The organism is Sphaerimonospora sp. CA-214678 (assembly GCF_050942215.1).
Classification (GTDB): Bacteria; Actinomycetota; Actinomycetes; order Streptosporangiales; family Streptosporangiaceae; genus Sphaerimonospora.
This window is the reverse complement of the sequence record NZ_CP192056.1, coordinates 3,810,937-3,825,688: the sequence shown is the minus strand read 5'-3', so window position 1 is coordinate 3,825,688 and position 14,752 is coordinate 3,810,937. Positions and strand designations below refer to the sequence as shown.

Here is a 14,752-nt window from a genome sequence, read left to right as displayed (position 1 = left end):
AGGGGTGCCGGGAGGCGAGACCCGTTGTATTCGCCTAGAGGATTTGATATCCGTTGAACGACTATGGTGACTACCAAGCGCCGTGGAGTCCGTGACAGGAGAGTGAGCATGAAGCTCGAACAGGAGTTCACCATCCCGGTCGAGGCGGAACGTGCCTGGGAGGTGTTGCTCGACGTGGAGCGAATCGCGCCGTGTTTCCCGGGCGCCTCGCTGACGTCCGTCGAGGGCGACAGCGTGGCCGGCTCCGTCAAGGTGAAGCTCGGCCCGGTGCTGCTGACCTACAACGGAGTCGCCCGGTTCGAGGAGCGGGACGCCACGAACCGGCGCGTGGTCATCGCCGCGCGCGGGACCGACGCCAAGGGCAACGGAAACGCCAATGCCCAGGTCACCGCCACGTTGCAGGCCACGGGCCCGTCGAGCACGACCTGCTTCCTCGTCACGGATCTCAACGTCACCGGGCGACCGGCACAGTTCGGACGCGGCATGATGCTGGAGATCGGCAACAAGATCCTTGGCCAGTTCTCCACCAATCTCGCCGCGAGCCTGGCCGAATCGGAACTCCAGCCGCTGGCCGCCGGGTCGGAGCAGGCGAACTCGGCGAGCACGCCGGACGCGGTGTCCGGCACCGCCACGCCCGCACCGGGCAGAGGCCCGAAGCAGGCCGAAGCGATCGACCTGATCGGCGCGGCCCGCGGCAGCGTGGTCAAGAGGGTCGTGCCGGCGGCGGTCGTCGTCATCGCGGGCGCCCTGATCGTCTGGTGGGCCACCCGTTAGGGAGCCGGGCCAGGACGTACGTCGGAGGGATCGGCGGCCTGCGTCGGACAGGTGAGACGAGCGGACGGCGCCCCCTCGCGGATGAGCCGGCACATTTCGAGCCAGGCGAGCGCGGATGAAGGACAGTGCGGATGAAGGACATCGTGGAGGCGCTGTCGGCGTGGCAGCGTGACCAAGTGCGTTTCGCCGTGGCAACCGTGGTCGCGACCTGGGGGTCCGCGCCTCGGCCGTCAGGCGCGGCGATGGCGGTCTCAGAAACGGGTGAGGTCGTCGGCAGCGTGTCCGGCGGGTGCGTGGAGGGCGCCCTTTACGAGGTCGCCACCGAGGTTCTGCGCAGCGGGGAGTCCCGGTTGGTCCGGTACGGCGTCAGCGACGACGACGCCTTCAGTGTGGGGCTGACGTGCGGGGGCACGCTGGACGTCCTCGTTGTGCCGGTCGATGGCCGCACCTACCCCGAGTTCGGTGAGGTCGCCGCAGCGGTCATGGCCGGAGAGGCGGTAGCGGTCGCGACCGTGACCGGCGGCATGCCCGAGATCGGCCGCCGCATCGTCGTCACCCGCACCGGAACGACCGGGACCCTCGGCCATGTACGGTGCGACGCCACGGTCGCCGAACTCGCCCGCGGCATGCTCGGCTCCGGCCGTACCGGCCTCGTCTCCACCGGCGTGCGGGATCGGCGGTTCGGAGACGATCTGAGGGTGTTCGTCCAATCCTTCACACCGCCGCCGCGGATGCTCGTATTCGGCGCCATCGACTTCGCCGGCGCGGTGGCCCGGATCGGAAAGTTCCTCGGCTACCATGTCACGGTCTGTGATGCCCGGCCCGTCTTCGCGACCAGGAACCGTTTCCCCGAGGCCGACGAGGTCGTCGTCGACTGGCCGCACCGGTTCCTGCCGACCGTCGAGGTCGACGAGCGGACCGCGATCTGCGTCCTCACTCACGACCCGAAGTTCGACGTCCCCCTGCTCAAGGTCGCGGTCCAGACCTCTGCCGGCTACATCGGCGTGATGGGCAGCAGGCGCACCCATGACGACCGGATGGCCCGGCTACGTACGGAGAACGTGTCCGAGGCTCAGCTGCGACGGCTGTCGTCTCCGATCGGTCTCGACCTCGGCGCCCGGACGCCGGAGGAGACCGCGGTCTCGGTCGCGGCCGAGATCATCGCGCTGAACTGGGGTGGCACCGGGAGCCGTCTCTCGACGACCACCACGGCGATCCATCGATGACCCCGGTTCCCACCGCGCCGCCCGGCGGGCTCGTCGACGCCTACGACCGGGTCACGACCGATCTGCGGGTTTCGGTCCGCACCGGCGCGACCTGCGCTGTGCCCACCGCATGCCGGCCGAAGGCGAACGGCCGCCGCCGCACGGGCTGGCCGAGATGGCCGGCCGAAAGACCCCTTTCAGAACGGGCAGCGACGGTCCGTCCGTGTCACACCGCTGGGCCGTAGGCGGCGGATTCCCGGCGCGGCCGGGAACGGCCCGGTTTCGGCACCGCGTTGTACGCTCGGCTTATGGACCGGGACCGCGCAGGGCTCTTCCTCGACTCGTCCGGGGGGAGGCGATGGTCATCGCAACGGATCGGATCGGAAAAGGCTCAGCGAGCGGCGGTGATGCGCGGATGTCCGGCGCGGAAGGCCATGCCGGCGTGCCCGACGCGGCGTTGGCGCAGGCGGCGTTCATCAGCGCGGGGACCGGCATCTACCTGACCGACCGCGCCGGCTGGATAACCGCGGCGAATCCGCGGGCGGCGGCGTTGCTGGACCGCCCCGTGACGACGTTGCTGGGGGCCGATGCCCACGATCTGCTGCACAGGGGGGCGGACGGCGACCTGATTCCCCGTTCCACCTGCGAGATCACCGGGGTGCTTGAGACCGGTCGTCACACGTGTGGCGAACGTACGACCTTCCTGCGGGGCGACGGCGGCCTGTTGCCGGTCGCCTGGTCGGCCGCACCGATCCGGCGAGGGGAGCACGTCCTCGGGGCGGTGGTCGTGTTCAGCGACATCACCGAACATGTGAACGTCCGCCGCCGGCAGGCGGACCAGCTGACGGCGTTGGAGGACTTCACCGCCCGCCTGACGCTGGCCGGCGAGATCACCTCTGTGCTGACCCAGACGCTCGAGGTGGACGAAGCCCTGCAACGGCTGGGCCGGTTGCTCGTGCCCCGGCTGGCCGACTGGGCGGTGGTGGATCTGCATGCCGATCACAATGAGGTCGACCGGGTGGTGGTCGTCCCTCCCCCGGGTGAGACGCCGAATTCACCGGTCTCGGTGCCCTCGATCGGCCTGCCCGTCGTCTCCCTGCTCGCACGGGTACTGAACCGGGGGGAGACCGTCGTGCTCGGCCCGGACGAGATGGCAGGCGAAGAGAAGACCGGCCTCGCCGCCGACCAGCGCGAACTGTTCGCCGGCCGGAGCGCGACATCACTGATCGCCACGCCGTTGCGCACGCCGCGGCAGGTGCTGGGCGCCCTCACCGTGGCACGCACCGACCCGGGCCGTCCCTTCGACGCCACCGATGTGACCCTGGTCACCGACATCGGCCGGCGCGCTGGTCTCGCGGTGGACAACGCACGCCTGTTCGGCCAGCAAAGGGATGTCGCAGAAACGATGCAACGCCATCTGCTGGCTCCGTTGCCGAAGGTGGATCACCTGCAGATGGCCGCGCGCTACCTGCCGGCCCCCGTCGGTTCTCAGGTGGGGGGCGACTGGTATGACGCCTTCCTCCTGCCCGACGGCGTCACCGCCCTGGTCATCGGCGACGTGGTCGGCCACGATCTCAAGGCCGCCGCCGAGATGGCGCAGCTGCGCAGCATGCTGCGGGCGCTCGCGTGGGACCGTCGCGAGTCGCCCAGCCTGGTCATCGGCCGGCTGGACCAGGCCCTGTCCGCCGTCACGGACGTGTCCATGGCCACGATGATCCTCGCTCGGATCGAGGGGCCGGAGGGCGGTCCCTGGAGCCTGCACTGGAGCGCGTCCGGGCATCCGCCGCCCCTGCTGGTCACTCCTGACGGGCGTGCCCGCTTCCTGGAGCAGACGCAGGATCCGCTGCTCGGGCTCCGCCTGGGCCCCGAAACACCCAGGCACGACTCCGTGGAGTCGCTCCCGGGCGGCAGCACCCTCGTGCTCTACACCGACGGTCTCGTCGAAGATCCCGCCAGCGATCTCGGTGCCGGGCTGGCCCACCTGCGTCAGCAGGCGGCCGCCGTGGCCCACCATCCGCTGGAGGTCTTCTGCGACGAGATCCTGCGCCGCCGATCCTTCGAGACCACCGACGACATCGCTCTTCTCGCGGTACGCCTTCCCGCACGGGATCGGGGCGCCTGATCGCGTTCACATCCGATGAGCGACAGGCCCCGGGCTCTCACCGAGCCCGGGGCCTTCTCGCACAGGGGAGCGCGCCGGAGCTCAGGCCACGGCATCGAGGGTCCTCGCCGGCGATGCCGCCGGTGGCGTCTGCCGCGGCCCCGGCAGGGCCATCCGCAGAACGCGCTTCCAGACCGAGCCTGTCTGCCGGGCCAGCGACCCGGACGTGTACGGCAGGCCGAACCGTTCGCACAGCGCGCGGACCCGCGGCGCGATCTCGGCGTACCGGTTGCTGGGCAGGTCGGGGAACAGGTGGTGCTCGATCTGGTGGCTGAGGTTGCCGCTCATGATGTGGAAGAGACGGCCGCCGTCGATGTTGCACGAGCCGAGCAGCTGACGGACATACCACTCGCCGCGGGTCTCTCCTTCGAGCCGGTCCTCGGTGAAGAACTCCGCGCCCTCCGGGAAGTGGCCGCAGAAGATGATGGTGTGCGCCCACACGTTGCGCGCCAGGTTCGCCGTCAGATTGCCGAGCAGGACGGGCAGGAAGACCGGCCCGGCGAGCAGCGGGAACGCGACGTAGTCCTTGACGATCTGGCGCCGGATCTTGGCCATGACCGCGCGAAGCTGGGCCAGCGCCTCCTTCGGGTCTTTTCTCCCCGACGGGATGCGTTCCAGTTCGAGGTCGTAGATCGCGATGCCGTACTCGAAGAAGAGCGCCAGCAGCGCGTTGTAGAACGGCTGGGCGAGGTAGATCGGGTGCCATCGCTGCTCGGGGCTGATCCGCAACGCCGAGTAGCCGATGTCGCGATCCTTGCCGAGCACGTTCGTCCAGGTGTGGTGGACGAAGTTGTGCGAGTGCTTCCACTGGTCGGCGGGCGAGGCGGTGTCCCATTCCCACGTGGTCGAATGGATCTTCGGGTCGCGCATCCAGTCCCACTGCCCGTGCAGGACGTTGTGACCGATCTCCATGTTCTCCAGGATCTTCGCGGTGGCCAGTGCCGCCGTCCCCGCGGCCCACGCGGGCGGCGACCAGGAGGCGAACAGCAGCGCCCTGCCGCCCAGCTCCAGCTTTCGCTGGATCGCGATGAGGCGGCGGATGTACCGTGCGTCCTCCTCACCGAGGCTCGCGAACACCTCGTCGCGGATCTTGTCCAGTTCATGGCCGAACGCTTCGGTGTCGATCGAGGCCGGGCTGGTCGTGGCAGGCATGCTCGCTCCTTTCAGAGGTCGATTTCGACGGGGCCGGCGGCGGCCGACACACAGGTCTGGATCATTTCGCCCTCCTCACCGTGCACCTGGCCGGTGCGCATGTCGCGTACGCGTCCGGAGCGAAGCCCTGCGACGCACGAGTAGCAGATGCCCATGCGGCAGCCGCTCGGCATGAGAACCCCCGCGTTCTCGCCGACGACGAGCAGCGGGGTCCTCCCGTCGGCGTCCGCCTCCCGGCCGCTCCTGGTGAAACGCACACGTCCCCCTGACCCCACGGTCGCCGCCATCGGGCGGAAGCGCTCGACGTGCAACCGATCGGGCGGCCCGGGCCAGTGGGCCGTGATCTCGTCGAGCATGGCGGGCGGTCCGCAGACCCAGACGGCTCGCGCCGTCCAGTCCGGGCAGAGCCTGTCCAGGTCCGCGGGCCGCAGCCGGCCCTCAGCACGGGTGTGCCGTTCGTGCAGCCGCATCCCGGGACGTCGCGCGGCCAGGCTACGAAGCCGCCGGCCGAAGATGACCTCGTCGGCCGTCGGCGCCGAGTGGACCAGCACGATGTCCGGCATCGCCACGGCCCCCGCACCGCCCAGCAGGCCGTCCAGCATCGACATCACCGGTGTGATGCCGCTCCCCGCGGTCACGAACAGCAGGCGTGGCGGCGGCGGATCCGGGAGGATGAACGCCCCCTCGGGACGCCCCAGCCTGATCACCGCCCCGGGTTCCGTACGACGTACGAGGTGCCCGGAGACGAGCCCGCCTCGCATGGCCTTGACCGTGATGGTGATGTGACCGCCGGGTTCTCCCGGCGCGGACGACAGCGAGAAGGTGCGCCAGTGGCGCCGTCCCCGGATGTCGACGCCGATCGGGACCCACTGACCTGAACGGTGCGTGTTCCAGCCCCGGCCCGGGCGGATCACCAAGGTCGCCGCGTCAGCGGTTTCGGGGATCACCGCCTCGACCCGTCCGCACAGATCCCCCGCGGCCCACAGGGGATTGATCAACCCGAGGTAGTCCTCGGGAAGCAGCGGCGATGTCAGCCATCGGGCGGCCACCGCCACCCGCCGCGGGATCGCCCGCCTGAGCCGTGCGGCGGATGGGATCGCGCGCTTGGGGATCACAGAGCCTTCCAGGAAGCCGGGCACCCATCGATCCGAGCCCTGAACGGGCCGTCCGTACGGAGGTGTTACCCGGCCGCCCACATGCGGCACCCCCATGCCGGGGCGAGAGTGGCACAGGATGCGGTCGGCGCCCGGTAATGACGGGTCCGCGTCTCACAGACGCCGCCGGATCTTGAGCACGTTGTCGGTGCGGGTGGTCGGCTTCCCCTCCGGGTCGTTCTGGACGCGCTCGAACTCCTCGCAGCGCAGCACCTCCCATTCCCCTTCCGCCGGCTCCAGGGAGTCGAACACCTCCCGCGGCGTGGGGAAGTGCACGTCGGGCCGGTCGTCCCGGTGCCAGGCCGGCCAGCCCGCGTGCCCGGCCACCAGCAGCACCCCGCCGGGCGCGACAGCGGCGGCCGCCCCGCGCAGGATCTTCTCACGCGGCATGTCGCCGGGAGAGTGCAGGTAGCAGGCGGTGACCAGGTCGTATGTGCCCTCGGGGAACGATTCTCCGAGGTCGTGCCGCTGCCAGTCGATTCGGTCCGCCACGCCGGCTTCCTCGGCCTGACGGGCCGCTCGGCGCAGCGCGATCCCGGAGATGTCGGCGGCGGTGACCCGCCAGCCCTTGCCCGCGAGCCATATGGCGTCGCCGCCCTCGCCGCTGCCCAGCTCCAGCGCACGACCGGGAGGCAGACAGGCGACCTCGCGGACGAGTACGGCGTTGGGGGCGCCGCTCCAGATCCGCTCGCTCTGGCGGTAACGGTCGTCCCAGAACTCCTCCTCCGTGGCCGTTCCCGCGGCGCGGCGGGCGGCCACGGCGTCGAGTGCCTCCTCGATGACCAGGTCGGCGTTGATGGCCGCCCCGGCACGTACGCCCGCCGCGGCGGCGCTGACGACCTGATCCATCACGTTGGTCGCGTTGCCCGCCACCCACACGCCCGGCACGCCGGTCTTGCCCGTGGGATCGCCGGGGACGTAGGTGCCGAGCACGAACCCGTTCATGTCCTGCTCGGCCGTCTCCAGGCCGAGCCCGGCGAGCCCGTCCAGCCGGGCGTTCATCCGGGTGCCGACGGCGAGCACCCGGCGGGGCACCTCCCGGCCGTCGGCCAGCCGCACTCCGGTCAGCCGGTCGCCCTCCAGCACGGCCCCGGCCAGCTCGCCCTCGATCACGGTGACGCCCCTGGCGGCGAGCTGCTCGCGTGCTTCCTCCCCCGGCTCGGGCGCCGTGTGCAGGAAGAGGGTCACGTCGTCGCTCCACTGCCGCCACAGCAGGGCCTGGTGCGCGGCGAGCGGGCCGGCGCCGACGACGCCGATGGCCTGATCACGCACCTCCCAGCCGTGGCAGTACGGGCAGTGCAGCACGTCTCGGCCCCACCGTTCGGCCAGGCCCGGCACCGGCGGCAGCTCGTCCACCAGGCCGGTGGCCACCAGCAACCGGGCCGCTCCGACAGCGGACCCGTCGTCCAACGTGACGAGAAAACGCCCGTCGGCGAGCCGCTCCGCCGCCGTGACCAGGCCGGTCACGATCTGCCCGCCGTACTTCACGATCTCCTCGTGACCGGCGGCCAGCAGCTCCCGTGGCGGCACGCCCTCGTGTCCGAGAAACGCATGCACGCCCTGCGCGGGGGCGTTGCGCGGCCGGCCGGAGTCGATCACCAACACCCTGCGGCGGGCCCGGGACAGCGTGAGCGCCCCGCTCAGCCCGGCGGCCCCGCCGCCGATCACCACCACTTCGTACGTCGCGTCCATGCGCGGCTCCTCCCTCGTTCGCTCTCGCGCCACTGTCCGTGGCGTGGGGCCGATTTGACAATTTCCCTTGCCGAAATGGCAACCTAGGGCACATGGAACTCGATGAGGTGCTGATGGCGGTGGGCCCGCGGCTGCGGGGGCTGCGCCAGGAGCGCGGCATGACCCTGGCGGAGATCTCCAAGAGCACCGGCATCTCGGTCAGCACCCTGTCGCGGCTGGAATCCGGCGGGCGCAGGCCCACGCTGGAGCTGATGTTGCTGCTGGCCAGGGCCTATCAGGTGCAGATCGACGAGTTGATCGGCGCGCCTGTGACGGGTGACCCGCGCGTGCACATGCGGCCCGTCAAGCACCACGGCATGACGTACGTTCCGCTGAGCCGCCGGCCCGGCGGGCTGCAGGCGTTCAAGCAGATCTACCCGCCGCGCTGGCCTGGCTACGAGCCGGAGCAGCAGGTCCACGAGGGCTACGAGTGGTTGTACGTGCTGTCGGGGCGGCTGCGCGTACGGCTCGGCGGACACGACGTCGTGCTGGAAGCGGGCGAGGCGGCCGAGTTCGACACCCGCACCCCGCACGCGTTCGGCAACCCCGGCGACGAGCCCACCGAGGTGCTGGCCCTGTTCGGCCCCCAGGGCGAGCGCATGCACGTACGCGCCCGCCCCGCTGCCGCCAGGTGACGCTCGGCGGCCGGCACGCTCAGCCGGTCTGTGGCGCCTGTGCCGAGGCCGGCCGGGGGCGCCTGTGCCGAGGCCGGCCGGGGGCCGCCCGCGTGCCCGGCCGCGGGAAGGGCTAGCGGATCCGCCGGGCGTACTCGCCGGGGACGAGGCGCAGCCGCACCCGCGCGGGGAGACGGGTCAGGCCGAGCGTGCTTCGCAGGTCGGCGACCGCCTCGTCGTGCAGCAGGGTGACCAGGTCGCCCAGATCGGCCGACTCCCGCGCGGTGATCTGGAGGTCGAGCCGGGGGGCGTCGGGGGGGCCGCGCAGCGCGGCGTGCGCCCGCCGGACGTCGGGGTAGGAGCCGACCTGGGCCGCCAGGGCCCGGCTCGCCGGGCGGGAGTCGACCTCGGTGACGCCCGACGGATCGGTTTCCACGCGCCACCGATCCCTGTGGTCACGCCGGAACTGGACGAGTAGCCAGGACAGCCCGATGACCCCCAAGACGATGCCCGCGGCCGCCGCCGCAGGCCAGAACCACGGGTGGGTCCGGGCGAACGCGATGACGTCGTCCGTCAGCAGCGGTCGCCTGGAGGCGCCGGCGCCGAAGACGCCCAGGGCCAGCGCGGCCGCCAGCCCACCGGCCGTCAGCAGGATCAGCCCGAGCAGGGTCAGCCCCGCCCGGTTGATCGTGTGGGCACCTCGGTTCACCGCCGGCCCCCTTTCTCCGGTCGGGTCACGACGGGCCGCTGACCCGCACGCCCACCGACATCCGGTGGACGGGCGAGAGCCTGGCCAGTTCCTGGTCCACCGCCGCCCGCACCCGCCCGGTGACAGCGGTGGCGTCGCGCAGATCCGTCCACGCCCGCACCTTCGCCCGCCGGCCGGACACCCGCACCCTGGCGCGCCGTACGCCGTCGACGGCGCCGGCCACGTGCCGCAGCCGCCGGGCCAGCGCGTGCCGCGACATCCCGACGACCAGGTCGGGGTCGGCGGTGCGCAACGCGAGCAGATGCCCCCGGCCCGGCACCGCGGACAGCAGCAGGAGCAGCGCCCCCAGCAGCATGAGCACGCTCGCCGCCGCGAGCGCCCCGCCGCCGTTCCAGGTCGTGGCGCGCGCCCACGCCAGCACCGTCTCGTACGGCACGAGCCTGATGGGGCGGCCGAACAGGGCGGAGACCACATGGACCGCGGTCAGTACGCCGACGGCAAGCAGCACCAGGGCCGTGACGGTCGCGGGAACGGCGCGCGTGGGCCGGAAGGCCCGCCTGCCGCTCCGGTACGCGGGATCACGGGCCGGCATGAACCTGCCGCCGTGATGGCCGGCGCCCGTGCTCGGGGTGGCGGCCGGTGCGCCGCCCTCCGCCCATCGCCGCGTCTCGATCGCGGCGTGTTCCTGGTCCTCCGCGTAACGGCCCTCCGTGTAACGGCCCTCCCGGTCCGGCGCCGGACCGGGCGGGTGGCGGGGGGCCGGCATGCCGGCCGCCGCTCCGGGAAGCCGCACGATCTCGATGTCGATGTTCTCGGCGGACAGCCCGGTCAGCTCGCGCAGCCGGTGGCGCAGGCGGGCGCGCAGTTCGGCGGCGAGCCGCGGCACCGGCGCCGGCGATGGATAGCGGACCGCCAGGTCCAGGTGCACGGTGGCGATCGACCCGCTGACCGAGGCGGAGGCGTGCGGCCGGTCGGCCAGCCGGTCGTCCTCCGCCGCGATCTGTTCGGCGATCTTGACGAGGGCACGGTCGGACACGGTCGTGCTGCCGTGCCCGCCAGGCGTGCTCATTGCCGTCGCGTGCGCAGCGTCGGCATCTGCACGCCGCCCTCCATCGCGAGGCCGACGAAGAAGCCGATCGCGCCGAGGACCAGGACGAGGAGGAAGGCGTTGAGGCCGCCGAACGCTCCCACCACGCCGAGCACCGTGCCGAACGCCAGCCCTGCCAGGGCCCATACGGGGAACCCGTTCATGATCTTTCTTCCTTTCCGGTCTTCTCGGCGGGCGCGAGGTCCTCGATGGTGACGTTCACGCGCCTGCCGGTGGAGAGATCGCCGAGAGCCTCGCGCACGGACGCGGCCAGCTCCGGCAACGGCGTGCCGTACCGGGCGACCAGGTGAACCTCGATCTCGTCGTCGCGGACCGAGACGCCGGGGACGACCTTCCCCGGGAGGTAGGTCGCCAGCGTCCCGAACGGCCCGGTGGAGAGACCGGCGACGCCGGGGCACGACATCACGCGCGCCGCGACGTCCGAGACCCCGCGCACGCCGGGGCCCGTGGGCTTCGCCGTACCGGCGGGTGTTGTGGTTTCCCCTGGCGTCCGTGCCGGGGACGCCTGAGCGGACCCGGACGTCTCGGCCGTTCCGGGGGGCCGGTGGCGGTTCATCTGACCCGCGGCTCGGCCTCTGTGCCGGTCGCCGCCTCCTGCCGCGGCAGATGTACGTCGTCGACCGCGACGTTGACCTCGGTGACCTCCAGGCCGCACATGTGCTCGACCGCGTTGGTCACGTTGCCCCGGACGGCCTCGGCGAGATCGGGAATCGCGGTGCCGTACTCGACGATGAGGTGAATGTCCGCGGCGGCCTGCCGCTCGCCGACCTCCACCTCGATGCCGCGGGTGATGCTCTCCTCGGCGCCGAGCCTGCCCTTGATCGCCTCGAACGCGCGGGCGGCTCCGGTGCCGAAGTCGTGGACACCGGGGATCTCCCTGGCGGCCATGCCCGCGATCTTGGCGACGACCTCGTCCGCGATCGTGGTGCGGCCGTGCTCCGTCACCAGATTGGCCTCTCCGTGCGGGCGCACTCGCGTAGCGGTCCGTCCCTCCTGCACCGCCACGCCCCCGGCGGCCGATGTGTTGCTGTGGGCCATGTGACTTCCCCGCTTTGACCTCCATGAGGCATTGCCTCGGGTTTCGTAGGCGTAATACCCGGTTTGTTCCAGATAAGCGTGGGGGCGGGGCAAGGTTGGGTCAGTGGAAACCCTTGATTCCGTCAAAGCGCTCGAATCATAAGAATCAACCGGGTCCCGATAATCAGCGCCTCCGGAAGCCGGGCCGGACGCCGGTCTCCCGGCGCGGGATCGGGGCGGGAGCCCGCGTCGGGATCACGCGTCCTGACGGGCGCGCAGCGCGCGCACTTTGTGGCGGTTGCCGCAGTGCTCCATGGAGCACCAGCGGCGGCGGCCGGGGCGTGAGGTGTCGACGTAGATCAGTCCGCACTCCTCGTCGGCGCAGGTGCGGATGCGGCGTGCGAGGGCACCGGTGAAGAGGTCGATGGCGTCGCGCGCGACGGTGGCGAGCAGGTGCGAGCCGCTGGCGGTCCCCGACCATCGCCGGTTTCCGCCTGATCCGATGACCGGCGTCAAGGACGGGTGCGAAGCCGCCTGGTTGATGGTCTCGAAATCGCGTGCAGCGGGCGGCTCGGCGCGGGTGTGGGCGATGGCCACCCGGAACAGCGCGTCACGCAATCGGCGCGCGTCGGCCACCTCGGCGTCGGAGATCCGCAGTCGCGGTGTCGGCGTCAGCCGCGAACGCTCGGTCCAGGCGGTCAGGTCGGCGGGCCGGTGGAGTGCCTCGTACCGGTGGTGGAGGCCGGGCCCGCCTGTGGTGAGCAGCTCCAGGCACAGGGCGCCGGCGTCGAATCGGTAGGCGACACCGGTGGGGGAGTGCAGTATCAGTCCTCGGGCCGCGGCGGACTCCATGTGACGAATGTACCAGTTGCACCGCATCGAGAGGAAAAGCGATTATCGACAGAGGAGACACGGTCCGTGCCGGTGAACATCCCGATAGCGACGCCTGGGCTGCGAAGCGGGAGATCCCATCGTGCGCACGGCGACCGCCGGCTGCGGCCACATCATCGGGAAACCCTCGGTTCGCGCTGTGCGGCTCACCGGCGTCGCCTCGGGCCGCGTCACCGCACACGACCCCGGTGTTCGGCATGGGGCGTGACCGAGAACGGATCCTCCCGGCGATCGAGCGGTAACATGACTTCGCTCCAATGTGAAGACCTGAAAATACTCGCCGAGGAATCGGCCGGAGCCCGAGCTGCTCGAAGACGCTGTGAAGCGGCGCGAATGTTTCTCGCTCGGCGTCCCTCGATGTCCGGAGAATTCGCTTTTGTCGATCTCGTTGGAAAGTTCCATGCCGGCGGTCTTCGGATTCTCGTTCCCGGTCCGCGGCCGGACCGGCTCCGCTGCCTTCGGCATCGCCGACCGGCTTTCCGGTCAGGGCGGCCGACGCGCGATTTTCGGTCTGCTCGCATCGATGTCCGAAACAGGAATGGTGCGACCGTTCCTCGCCCGGCGGGCAGATCCGGCGAGGCGTATCGCTCGAGCCGGTCCGGTGGCGGGTCGACATGGTCCCGGCCCTGTCACGGGCTTCACCCCGCGAAGGCCGTCGTCGCCGTCACGGTCGTTCCGCGTGGCAGGACAGGCATGGGACGACCACGTCCATGGGTTCCAGTGCCCGCACGCCCGTGCCACGCTTCTGAGACAGGCCCGGACGACGATTGCCGGGCCTTCGCCGCGATCGGCGCCCATCATGGTTGTCGGGAGGGCCCCAGTCGCCGAGGGGTACGGGCCCGCCGGCGCGTGGCCGGCGCACCCCGCATGGTCAGTCCTTGTCCGCAGAATGACGTCGATCAACGGCGGGTTCGTCGAACAACTGGACGAAACTCCCTCCGCAGACCTATATCATATCCATCTAAAAGATCTTGACTTATGGGTATTGACTATTACTCCAGTAGGGCATCTCGGAGCGCTACTTGACAGCGCGCGCCTGACGCTGAAAACTGCGGTATAGCCCGAATAGGTTAGGAGTGAATGCCTTTGAGTGCAGACTCTGAGCCTGAGTTACAGGAGGTGTCCGGTCCTAGTTGGTGGCCGGAGCCGCCAACACTCCTTCGCGGCGCAGCCGGTCGACCCAGGCCTGTGCTGTGTAGCGAGGGACATCGAAATGCTTGGCGACCTGGCCGACGCTTCCCGTCTTCAGAAACACCGCCTTGACGTCGTCCACGGCCGGCATTTTACGATACGGACGCTGGCCCGTGTCGCTTCCCCGCTTTACCGGCCTCTCCTGCTGCCGGCGCGATGTGGTGGGTACGGCGGTCATGTGCGCCGACGCCGTCACCGTGCTCAGCAGAGCGTTCGTCAGCCGTTCGAAGTCGATAGCGCCCATAGAGCGCGGCATGTTGTCGTCGCCTCGGTCGGAGCTGCGAACAGTCAGCTCGACGATGTGCGGTATGGACTCTTCGTCCAATCTGACGATTGCGCTGATCTGAAAAGCCGTCGCATGATCACCGTCATGCGGCTTCACAGTGATCACGTATTCCCGCGTGTCGCCGGTCATGTTCATCACTCCATCTGGAGTCTATGGAGTCTGGCGCGCTCCAGGGCGTAGGAACGCGTCGTCGTCCAGTCGTGCCAGTCACTACCGGGCCTCTCCGCCTGCGACGGAGCCGCCCCTGAGGGCTGATCGGACGCACGATCGGCGCCGAACCGCCACGGATCACCATGCTTTCCTGTCGTCTTCCACCAGGATACCCAGGGATCGGCACAGTGACGACTTCAGGTATCGATTCTGTGCGTGTAAGTTACGGACTCGTCACGGCCGGACACGATGCGCGAACCGAACGAGCTTTCGCCAGGCGACTGATGACGTCGTGAGTGTCGCGGTCAGTGTCTCGTTCTGTGTCTCGTTCTGTGTCTCGTTCTGTGTGGTGGTCCGGGTGTGGTGTGTTCCCTCGGCGTGCGCCCCCGCGAAACCCGCACCCTCGGTGTCCGGCGACTGTGGACCGTTCCCGGAGTCGTCGTCGCCCGGCCTGAGGAGCGGGCGCCTGTCCTTGCGAGCGGCGCGCCGGGCCGGACGGTCGTGCGTCCGCCGTACATCACCTCGACCGGGCACATGCCGGTCGATCGTCGCCGGCGTCTCCAGAGAACGGGTGGAGTCCGGGCGCGGTGCCGATCGGTGCCGATCCGC

At 70.5% G+C, this 14,752-nt stretch carries 14 protein-coding genes; 4 read left to right on the top strand and 10 right to left on the bottom strand.

Features of this window, described 5'->3' with window-relative positions; translation table 11 throughout:
* Positions 1-108: 108 nt before the first annotated feature.
* The 3 genes from ACQP1K_RS17120 (at position 109) to ACQP1K_RS17110 (ending at position 4,101) form a co-directional block, all read left to right on the top strand.
* Complete coding sequence (locus ACQP1K_RS17120) at positions 109-774, top strand: SRPBCC family protein (RefSeq protein WP_433496717.1); 666 nt, start codon at positions 109-111, stop codon at positions 772-774.
* 131 nt (positions 775-905) lie between these two features.
* The gene (locus tag ACQP1K_RS17115) at positions 906-2,000 is read left to right on the top strand and encodes an XdhC family protein (RefSeq protein ID WP_433496716.1); all 1,095 of its coding nucleotides are present in this window, start codon (positions 906-908) and stop codon (positions 1,998-2,000) included.
* 394 nt (positions 2,001-2,394) lie between these two features.
* On the top strand, positions 2,395-4,101 hold the full coding sequence (locus tag ACQP1K_RS17110; RefSeq protein WP_433496715.1) for a SpoIIE family protein phosphatase: 1,707 nt from the start codon (positions 2,395-2,397) through the stop codon (positions 4,099-4,101).
* Positions 4,102-4,182: 81 nt separating this feature from the next.
* Here ACQP1K_RS17110 and ACQP1K_RS17105 read toward each other — a convergent pair whose 3' ends face one another.
* From ACQP1K_RS17105 to ACQP1K_RS17095, 3 genes are all read right to left on the bottom strand, one after another.
* The gene (locus ACQP1K_RS17105; protein WP_433496714.1) at positions 4,183-5,292 is read right to left on the bottom strand and encodes a fatty acid desaturase family protein; all 1,110 of its coding nucleotides are present in this window, start codon (positions 5,290-5,292) and stop codon (positions 4,183-4,185) included.
* A gap of 11 nt (positions 5,293-5,303) precedes the next feature.
* Positions 5,304-6,407, bottom strand: a complete 1,104-nt coding sequence (locus tag ACQP1K_RS17100; RefSeq protein ID WP_433496713.1) for a ferredoxin reductase — start codon at positions 6,405-6,407, stop codon at positions 5,304-5,306.
* A 153-nt stretch (positions 6,408-6,560) separates the two neighbouring features.
* Positions 6,561-8,138: an FAD-dependent oxidoreductase gene (locus ACQP1K_RS17095; protein WP_433496712.1), complete on the bottom strand. Its 1,578-nt coding sequence runs from the start codon at positions 8,136-8,138 to the stop codon at positions 6,561-6,563.
* A gap of 92 nt (positions 8,139-8,230) precedes the next feature.
* Here ACQP1K_RS17095 and ACQP1K_RS17090 point away from each other — a divergent pair, with 92 nt between their 5' ends.
* Positions 8,231-8,812, top strand: a complete 582-nt coding sequence (locus tag ACQP1K_RS17090) for a helix-turn-helix domain-containing protein (protein ID WP_433496711.1) — start codon at positions 8,231-8,233, stop codon at positions 8,810-8,812.
* Positions 8,813-8,924: 112 nt separating this feature from the next.
* Here ACQP1K_RS17090 and amaP read toward each other — a convergent pair whose 3' ends face one another.
* The 7 genes from amaP to ACQP1K_RS17055 form a co-directional block, all read right to left on the bottom strand.
* Positions 8,925-9,500 (bottom strand): alkaline shock response membrane anchor protein AmaP, encoded by a 576-nt coding sequence (gene amaP, locus ACQP1K_RS17085; protein WP_433496710.1) that lies wholly within the window; start codon positions 9,498-9,500, stop codon positions 8,925-8,927.
* A 25-nt stretch (positions 9,501-9,525) separates the two neighbouring features.
* On the bottom strand, positions 9,526-10,569 hold the full coding sequence (locus tag ACQP1K_RS17080) for a DUF6286 domain-containing protein (RefSeq protein ID WP_433496709.1): 1,044 nt from the start codon (positions 10,567-10,569) through the stop codon (positions 9,526-9,528).
* Positions 10,566-10,751, bottom strand: coding sequence for a hypothetical protein (locus ACQP1K_RS17075; protein WP_433496708.1), 186 nt, complete (start codon positions 10,749-10,751; stop codon positions 10,566-10,568). The genes ACQP1K_RS17080 and ACQP1K_RS17075 overlap by 4 nt, the downstream gene beginning before the upstream one ends.
* Complete coding sequence (locus tag ACQP1K_RS17070; RefSeq protein ID WP_433496707.1) at positions 10,748-11,044, bottom strand: hypothetical protein; 297 nt, start codon at positions 11,042-11,044, stop codon at positions 10,748-10,750. The genes ACQP1K_RS17075 and ACQP1K_RS17070 overlap by 4 nt, the downstream gene beginning before the upstream one ends.
* 116 nt (positions 11,045-11,160) lie before the next feature.
* The gene (locus ACQP1K_RS17065; RefSeq protein WP_433496706.1) at positions 11,161-11,646 is read right to left on the bottom strand and encodes an Asp23/Gls24 family envelope stress response protein; all 486 of its coding nucleotides are present in this window, start codon (positions 11,644-11,646) and stop codon (positions 11,161-11,163) included.
* Between the two features lie 234 nt (positions 11,647-11,880).
* Positions 11,881-12,477: a CGNR zinc finger domain-containing protein gene (locus ACQP1K_RS17060; RefSeq protein WP_433496705.1), complete on the bottom strand. Its 597-nt coding sequence runs from the start codon at positions 12,475-12,477 to the stop codon at positions 11,881-11,883.
* Positions 12,478-13,645: 1,168 nt separating this feature from the next.
* Positions 13,646-14,122, bottom strand: a complete 477-nt coding sequence (locus ACQP1K_RS17055) for a hypothetical protein (RefSeq protein ID WP_433496704.1) — start codon at positions 14,120-14,122, stop codon at positions 13,646-13,648.
* Positions 14,123-14,752 lie beyond the last annotated feature (630 nt).